This is a genomic window from Reyranella soli (assembly GCF_007992495.1).
In the GTDB taxonomy this organism is placed as follows: domain Bacteria; phylum Pseudomonadota; class Alphaproteobacteria; order Reyranellales; family Reyranellaceae; genus Reyranella; species Reyranella soli.
Genome location: NZ_BKAJ01000274.1, coordinates 1 through 7,241, shown reverse-complemented (window position 1 = coordinate 7,241; position 7,241 = coordinate 1). Strand labels below are relative to the sequence as shown.

The 7,241-nt window shown below is 61.3% G+C and carries 11 protein-coding genes and 1 pseudogene; 5 read left to right on the top strand and 7 right to left on the bottom strand.

Going from position 1 to position 7,241, the window contains the following annotated elements; genetic code table 11:
* Positions 1 to 224 (top strand): hypothetical protein (locus RSO01_RS48735; RefSeq protein ID WP_218037663.1); only part of this gene is annotated, 224 nt, incomplete at its 5' end.
* Between the two features lie 2,329 nt (positions 225 to 2,553).
* Here RSO01_RS48735 and RSO01_RS45300 read toward each other — a convergent pair.
* Positions 2,554 to 2,949: an ATP dependent DNA ligase gene (locus tag RSO01_RS45300; RefSeq protein WP_170303868.1), complete on the bottom strand. Its 396-nt coding sequence runs from the start codon at positions 2,947 to 2,949 to the stop codon at positions 2,554 to 2,556.
* Positions 2,950 to 3,136: 187 nt separating this feature from the next.
* Complete coding sequence (locus RSO01_RS45295) at positions 3,137 to 3,565, bottom strand: ATP-dependent DNA ligase (protein WP_147157209.1); 429 nt, start codon at positions 3,563 to 3,565, stop codon at positions 3,137 to 3,139.
* An 11-nt stretch (positions 3,566 to 3,576) separates the two neighbouring features.
* Here RSO01_RS45295 and RSO01_RS45290 point away from each other — a divergent pair, with 11 nt between their 5' ends.
* The gene (locus RSO01_RS45290) at positions 3,577 to 3,795 is read left to right on the top strand and encodes a hypothetical protein (protein ID WP_147157208.1); all 219 of its coding nucleotides are present in this window, start codon (positions 3,577 to 3,579) and stop codon (positions 3,793 to 3,795) included.
* Between the two features lie 1,304 nt (positions 3,796 to 5,099).
* Here the strand turns inward: RSO01_RS45290 and RSO01_RS45285 are convergent.
* The 5 genes and pseudogenes from RSO01_RS45285 to RSO01_RS45265 form a co-directional block, all read right to left on the bottom strand.
* Positions 5,100 to 5,180 (bottom strand): annotated as a pseudogene (locus tag RSO01_RS45285) (cold-shock protein); the annotation flags it as partial.
* A gap of 329 nt (positions 5,181 to 5,509) precedes the next feature.
* Positions 5,510 to 5,785 (bottom strand): hypothetical protein, encoded by a 276-nt coding sequence (locus RSO01_RS45280; RefSeq protein WP_147157206.1) that lies wholly within the window; start codon positions 5,783 to 5,785, stop codon positions 5,510 to 5,512.
* 47 nt (positions 5,786 to 5,832) lie between these two features.
* A complete protein-coding gene (locus RSO01_RS45275) occupies positions 5,833 to 6,060 on the bottom strand; it encodes a hypothetical protein (protein ID WP_147157205.1) in 228 nt (75 codons plus the stop codon).
* A gap of 18 nt (positions 6,061 to 6,078) precedes the next feature.
* Positions 6,079 to 6,312 carry a hypothetical protein gene (locus tag RSO01_RS45270; RefSeq protein WP_147157204.1) on the bottom strand — a complete coding sequence of 78 codons (234 nt, stop codon included), beginning with the start codon at positions 6,310 to 6,312 and terminating at the stop codon, positions 6,079 to 6,081.
* A complete protein-coding gene (locus RSO01_RS45265) occupies positions 6,309 to 6,566 on the bottom strand; it encodes a hypothetical protein (protein WP_147157203.1) in 258 nt (85 codons plus the stop codon). The genes RSO01_RS45270 and RSO01_RS45265 overlap by 4 nt, the downstream gene beginning before the upstream one ends.
* On the opposite strand from RSO01_RS45265, the gene RSO01_RS50225 reads away from it, so the two are divergent.
* From RSO01_RS50225 to RSO01_RS49710, 3 genes are read left to right on the top strand one after another with little or no spacing between them, the layout of a single operon-like run.
* Positions 6,565 to 6,864 (top strand): ribbon-helix-helix domain-containing protein, encoded by a 300-nt coding sequence (locus RSO01_RS50225; RefSeq protein WP_147157202.1) that lies wholly within the window; start codon positions 6,565 to 6,567, stop codon positions 6,862 to 6,864. The two genes, RSO01_RS45265 and RSO01_RS50225, sit on opposite strands and share 2 nt — an antisense overlap.
* Entirely contained in the window at positions 6,861 to 7,067 is a 207-nt protein-coding gene (locus RSO01_RS45255) for a hypothetical protein (protein ID WP_147157201.1), read from the top strand. The genes RSO01_RS50225 and RSO01_RS45255 overlap by 4 nt, the downstream gene beginning before the upstream one ends.
* Positions 7,064 to 7,192: a hypothetical protein gene (locus RSO01_RS49710; RefSeq protein ID WP_281291648.1), complete on the top strand. Its 129-nt coding sequence runs from the start codon at positions 7,064 to 7,066 to the stop codon at positions 7,190 to 7,192. The genes RSO01_RS45255 and RSO01_RS49710 overlap by 4 nt, the downstream gene beginning before the upstream one ends.
* Positions 7,193 to 7,241 lie beyond the last annotated feature (49 nt).

Sequence of the window (7,241 nt, the reverse complement as noted above, 5' to 3'; positions counted from 1 at the left end):
TTTTTCCGATCGACCCAGATCGCTTGGAAGATGCCGCTCGCACGCTAGCTTGCCTGGCGGCTCCCGAAGTCGAACCCGCGCTAGAGGAGGCGGCTCGCAAATATGCTGAAACACTGTCCGCTCGACATCCGGATCTACCGCGCTTCGTAATGGAGTACAACGGTCGACACTTCGCCCAACAAGCTGCTCGGCGCGCGCGCCAGATTATCCTACGTTTAGCCTAACAGCTTCTGGGCGACAGACGCCGCTCGTGCCTGCACTGCAGCGCGCCCGCATGCCGCACAGTGCTAGCAGGTGCATGCACGAGACCGGAGACGGCCTGTAGCGTTATCTTCGATCATGACCGGGCCGTGGCCACACAAGCCCCACACCTTTCGCGCCCTGCAAAAGACGTTCGGCCCTATGTGGGTGCGATGCGACACCTGCCGGCGCTACGCCGCATTGCGGCTCACTGCTCTGCTCGACGTGGACTATCGAACGAAGCGGTTTAGCTGCTCCCGTTGTGGCTCCGAGGCTTGGGTGTGCGTTGTGGAGCCGACCAAGGAAAAGGGCATGCAGGACTATCGCCTGGACGAGGTCGAAGATCCGCAGCGACACCCTGCAGCCGTGGATCGGCTGACCGGAAAGCGGCCAAGGCGGAAAGTCGCCCACTCGAGCGGTGAACTACCCGGACGTAAATTGATGCTCGCCATTAACGCCGCGACTACTGCCGGCAACTTCCTAAGGCCTGGCGCTTCCTGTGGCAGAACGTTGATAGCGAGAGGAGACTGCGCCCCCGCGATGCACGCCAGTTCCGTTAGGGCAGGCGCGGGTCTCTCTTACCGTAGCACCGCGGTTTCGAGGTGAGCCGGTTTGGGTCGGATATGACTTGGTTTCGTATGCTAGCGGAAATAGGCAGCGGTCGGCGCGGCGGCGGCGGAATGCTCCTCGTGATGCTGGCGCTCTCGGGTCTGCTGACGCCTCGTGTCCGAAGGAGCGACCAAACAAGCGGCTAGATCAGCAACTGCAGAAAAACGCATCATTGTTCGACATGCGCGAATTTATGACCCTGTTTAACGGGAGCACGCTGATCGGCATGATTTGCATCGCCGCGGCAGCCTTGGCGGTCTGGGCGATACTCTGGTGGTACCGAAAGATTGACTAACGAATTCCGCGAATCTCGCATGCTCGGTAAGGTGCAATGGACGGGCGTCGACGGGCTCGTAAAGATCCCATGATCGACTGAAATGCCGATAGCGGGCTTTCCGTTAGTCCTTTTCCTTCCGCTCATTGGCTTGGGTCGACGACGCAGACGATTGCTGCTGTTCCTGCGTTTGCAAGCGTGGCGCGACATCGGGCCAAACTACGAACGTAATAGTCGATCGCTCGAGGGCCGCTGCCTCCCTGTCCAGCTCGTCGGCAAATCGTGTTAGCCGGACCCTGTCATCCTCTGACAATAGCGTGCAAGCCAACCGTCTCGCACGACGCGCAACTTCTCTCTTTTCACTTGCCAGCGCGGTGTTGTCGGACATGCCAGATGCTTCCCTCGCGTCAACAGCTAGGAACGCCAGCTAGCTTCTAAAGGATGCGCGGGCGGGAGACGCAAGCTTAAAGGTGTTGCAAACAAATCACGCAAGCAGCAGTAGGCCTGCAGTGCAAAGTCTGACCCGACACACCATCCGGTCGTGACTGCTCAGGGGCACAGGAAAAATCGACCCGCTCGTTGACTGGAACGTAGGCTTTCCTACATCGGCGTCTGGCTGCCCGGAAGGGGGCCTATTGCGAACATCGCTCATTGGAGGATGCATGCGCACCAACGGAAAGCCGCACTTGCGGCTCTGTACGATTTGACGGCGGGCGGCCCATGGAACGGGGACTGCTTGCGCCTCTTAGCCCGAACGAGGAAATGGCGCTGCGGCGCATTTCCCGTGGATCCACTCAAATAGCGGACGTTCACACACAGCGTTTGACGAGGCTGGCGCTCATTCAAGAGGGACCGTTAGGGCTGGAGCTAACAGAACTTGGGAAGCAGCGCCTTGCTGGCATTTTCGGCGGACCACGAGCTTCGCCGTAGCTGACATTGTTGTCCAGTTTTTGCGCAGGAGGGCACACGCTGCTCGTTGCGTACAGGTTCTAAGCGCCGGCTATTGCGTCTCCGTTTAGGACGCCTAAAGGCTAGCGTTCTTTAATCAGCCCGCCCCGGCCGTGGGACGGGCGGTCGGGGCGGGCGCGCAGGAAACGAGGCAAGCCGGCACCGCTACACGTGGATAGGCGGGATCGGTTCTCTCGATCTAGGGGTCCTCGCCGAAGAGTGCGCGGGCGCATTCCTCCCCAAGATGTCAAGCCCCAAGACTTTCCATTCCACTGAATGAATCGAAGTACCAACAACCTGTGCAGCTCGCTCGCACCCACGGTGCCAGCGAGCAAGCTCTCCCCGCCATCCCTAATGCGGCGTAAAGCACTCTCTTGTTCCGAGTGAGTGGCGGCTGTCCTTCCTTCATGGCTTCCGGATGCAACACCGTGGGCCGGGGTTCCCCTGGGCTTCGAAACGCCAAAAGTATCTTGATAGTTCCTTCACGGACTCCGTAGTGGCGGGTGCGGAATCGACCGCACCACCTGCCTCGCGGGCTTGTCCTCTCGCTGCGCCTGGTACGACACCTGCCGCAGGAGATTGTCCTCGGTCCACGTCAGGTACGTCACTTCAACGACCACCTCCGGCCGCACCCAGTGCACCTTCGACAGCTTGAGCGGCGAGCCGAATCGGCTATCGCGCGGCGGCGGCTCGGCAAGGGGCATCTTCGGCACTGCCAGTGGCTTCAGCACGCCTGCCAAGCGCTTCAGCTCCTTTACCGTCATGCCGGTGCCAACGCGCCCGGCATAGATTAGCCGCCCGTCCTCGGTGTAGTAGCCCAGCAGCAGCGCGCCGATGTCCGACCGGCTACCCTCGGGGTCAGTCCAGCCGACGACCACGAATTCCTCGCGGTTGAGGCACTTCGACTTGACCCAGAGCCCGCGGTCGGCCGGGGCATACGGCCGATCGGCTTGGAGATGGCGCCCTCGAGCCCGAGCTTGCAGGCTTGAGCGCGGAACTTAGGACCATCGCCGGTAACGTGCTCGCTGTAGAGCAAGCCAGCGACCTTGCGGCGGAACAGGCGCTTTAGCTTGGCCTTACGCTCGACCAGAGGCAGCGATGCGGTGCTCGCTCCATCCAGGAAAAGCAGGTCGAAGGCATAGAAGACGAGCTGATCGGTCTCGCCCTCGTCCATGGCTGCTGCCTGGAGCCGGCTGAAAACGGGTACCCCCTCGGCATTGAGGGGCATAGCTCGCCATCGAGATAGGCGGATTTGACCGGGAGCCGCTGCAACGCCTCCACCGTGCGCCCATAGCGGTGCGACCAATCCAGGCCGCTGCGCGTCAGCAGCACCGCCTTGCCGCCGTCGATCCGGGCGTGCATGCGATAGCCGCCATACTTGATCTCGTGGACCCATTCCTTGCCCGTCGGCGCCTCGTCCACCAGGCGCGTGAGCTGGGGTTTGATCCACTTCGGCGGCCGATTTGACCTCCCTACTGCCGGGGCAAGGGGCATTCGACCTCCCCTTGAAGGTCCTCAAGGAAGTCAGACCAACTCTGGGAATGCTCTCGTTCAACGAAGCCGCCTTGGTCAGTACGGTGATAGAGAACGCACTGCACCCCGTTGCCATCGAAGCCAACAACTCTATAAATCGCGCCGAGCCTGTCCCGATAGCATTTGCCGGCAAGGATGCTGTGCCGCTGCATCATATCGTCATTCCTCCGACCATTCGGACCTCTAAATAGAAGGCCCATCCGGCAGAGAAGTCGGATGGGCCAAAACGCAAGACTGGGCGGGTAAGGCCAAAAGTCTTCATGCGCTTGCGGTTTTAACGCCGATGAAGGAGTCGAGTTGCCGAACCTTGGCTTCTGAGTAGGAGCGGTACGGACTGGCCGCACCGCTCCACCCCAAAAGAAGAGCGTTGCAATCGACTCGCCCCACACGGCAAACCATGCCCCCGCTCCTCAATGCAATTTTCTGGCGAAACCGTGAGAGTGCCTAGTTTATCGGACCACCTCTTAAGAGGTATTCGCCGGAGCCGGTGGGACTGTAATGGCAATTCGGAGGGTGCTTGATAACGGTCAACCCGTTTGATGTCTTAAAATTGCTACGGAACATCCGCCCTGACCGAAGGGGGCAGGCGGGTGGTTGAAGCTTTAGGGACAGCCGCAGTGACCCACACCACTGTTCGCGCGGCGTAGTCCGCGCGGGCCCGCCACTACTACCCGGCTGCTCATCATACCTGAACCGTTGTTCAACTGTCGCAACAACCGCAACCGTCGCAAGGCTCCCGTGGGCGCACGGCAAGATCCGGGGGCGCGCAAAGTCTGCGACCTCGATTGACTGGCGTGGTTCGCCGCGCTGTCGCCCAGTCGGGGCCGCCCGTGATTGCTCGCGCGCGGCTACTCTACGGTAGCCCTCGCTCCCTGCGCCCCAAACCAGGAGACGAAGGTTAGGCCTCGCGTAGGACGCGCAAACCTATGAGGGTTGCTCCGCGCGCTGATTTAGAGGTGGGGAAAGGGGCCGTCGACCCTGCGCATGTGTGTGTGGGCTTGAGCAGTGGGAAGCTGCTCAAGCAGGTGCCCGACGGCGCCACAGCATCTATGAGATTTGCATCAAAGATGAAAGAGGGCCGCTGTGGCAACGGCGTGACCCTCGCGCCATCGACGGGTGACGATTCTGGATACCGTTGGCTGCTGGAGTGGGAGCGGTACGCTTTAAACCGTACCGCCCCACACCCTTCCCGAAGAGACACGAGGGCCTAGACGGCCAGTGGCGCCTCTTCCCACACACTAACGGAACGTAGCCGCATTGTTGCGGTGCGGGAAGAAAATGTTTGCGCCGCGTGATCAAATTGATGCGATCCGTTACCGGCAGCCCCGCGGACGGCAAGAGTGAAGAAGGTTCGCTTGTTCTGGTCCCTGCTCGCCCCTTCGCGAGCACTTTGTCCGGAGGCATGCGGCTCTGAAGGGGGGTAGGATGGTGGGTAAACCTGTCCGTTAAAATACTAACTCGTTGATATTACGCAAAAAAGTTCTTGAAACTGGCAGACATTCTTTCCGCCGCCATCAGGTTGAATGAAGCCGAAGCCCTTTTTAGCGTTGAACCATTTGACCGTGCCAGAAGCCATAGTCTGTATCCTAGTGTGAGCGCGGGAGTGCGCGCCGACACGATAGCGCAATAGCAAGCGGCTCGCCTTGGCCACCGGTGGCGAGCTCAGGCCACCCGACTGTTCATATTTGCACAGCCTTGCGCTGCCGGGCTGGAGGTGACCTTGCTGGCCTCCGCACGATGGAGGCGGCGTCATGGAACGTGGCTTGCTCGTCGAACTCAGTCCCAACGAAGAAAGTGTACTTCAGAGAATCGCCTTTAGGTTCGATCAAACGGGATTGTGCCTCGACTACCTCACGAGATTGAATCTCTTGGCGCTCGTGGAGGCCCGCGACAGCGCCCTAGTTCTCACCGCACGCGGTGCTCGACGGGTTGCCACATTGCATGACAGCGCACCTCGCTCGGGCAAAGCTCGATGAGGAGGTCCCACCATATGCAATGCATGCACACCACCTTCATCCTCGCTTTCGCCGCCATGATCGTCGCAACGCCAGTACTGGCGCAGCTACCACCAGGCTCGATCGGCAATGGCGGCCGCATGCCGGAGACCATGTCGCCCGGCGCCACGCCCCCGCTGCCGACGGTCTCCTCGCCTTCGACGCCGGTGTCGCCGCCCTCAAACACCGAACCGTCCCGAGCCCCTATCCAGGGTCAGCCAGCCCAGCCCGCGCCTACGCTAGCCGCGCCATCTCGGCCGTGAGTCCCTGCCGCCCATCTGGGTGAACTCGCGGACCGCCGCAGCAGGCTGCCACGATCAGCTTTTCGATGCCGTCGCTTCGGGCCTGTTCGTGAGCGATGTCGTCGGCGGCATGATGAACGACGAGCATGTTTAGGGCCCAGAAAATGCCCTGCAGGCCGAGCAGGGCATGCGACACCTCCGCGGAGGTGGGCAAGGCCATTGGGGCATTCGTTCGTGCTCATTGGCCACCGCCTTTCCGCTTAGGCTGTATCAGGATGAAGCCGGTGTCGTGGTCGACGTGTGCCTCCCACTGGGGCCACTGGGCGCCATGGAGCTCGGCCATGGCGGCGGTGAGATCGTCGACGGCCCGCTTCACGCTGGCGACGTCAGCCTTGGCAGGCGTCGGCAACGCCGCCGCCGGGATCGAGAGAGCGCCGGTCAGACCAGCGACGAAGGCGCGACGTGTGCTCATGCGAGCCCCGCTTCGCGGCCGATCGACTGAGCTTCGTCGCCGAGCTGCCGGACCTTGGCGCACGCCTCGTCGATGATTTCACAGCAGAAGGACAGCCGCGTGATGATGTAATGGGTGGCTTCTCTGTCATGCAGCGGCTGCGCGACATCAAGAACAATGTCGGACGCCGTCTCGATCCGCAGCATCAGGTCGTGAAGCTCATGGTTCACGTCGAACAGTGTCCGGGGCTTCGTGGTAGGTTCTTCAATAGCCATGATCCCGAATTCCTTCTCTCTCGGGGTTGCGGTTAGAGCCGGACGGTGGGTTGCGGCCCTTCCGTCCGGCTCGTCTGTCGTGTATAACAGAAACATGGCAAAGGCAATAATTTCTGATAAACAAAAACGGCGCCCCCCAGGGCGGCCATCCACCGGAATCACGCCGCTGGTGGCGTTCCGGCCTCCTCACGAGCTAGTGGAGGCAATTGATAAATGGGCACATGGCGCAGGCGTATCTCGCTCTGAGGCCATGCGCCGGCTGCTCGAGCAGGCGCTGGCGAAGGGTGGCAAGCGATGAACGAGAAAGAGACCAACGCGCTGCTGGAGACGCTAGAGGCGGCCATTCTTTGGTCGCTGCAGAATGGCCAGCATCCCACCAAGTTCACGGTGGAGCACATTCCGGGTGGACTGACCGAGATCAATGGCATCTTCAAACTCGAGTTGGTCGCCCTCGCCTGCCTCGCGGCGATCGAGCGCTCCAACTACAAGCTGACGCGATGAGCACGAAGGAGATCGCGCGCAAGCTGCTGGCCGATTTGCGGCGCATGACGGATGCCACGGCAGCCGAGGCGCTGGCGGAGTTTCGGCGGCTCGTCGCTGCCGAGCAGAAGACGACCCGCAATTGAGCTGTAAGGCGGACCGGCCCGGGTGTTGCTAGGATTCCGACTAGCCGCC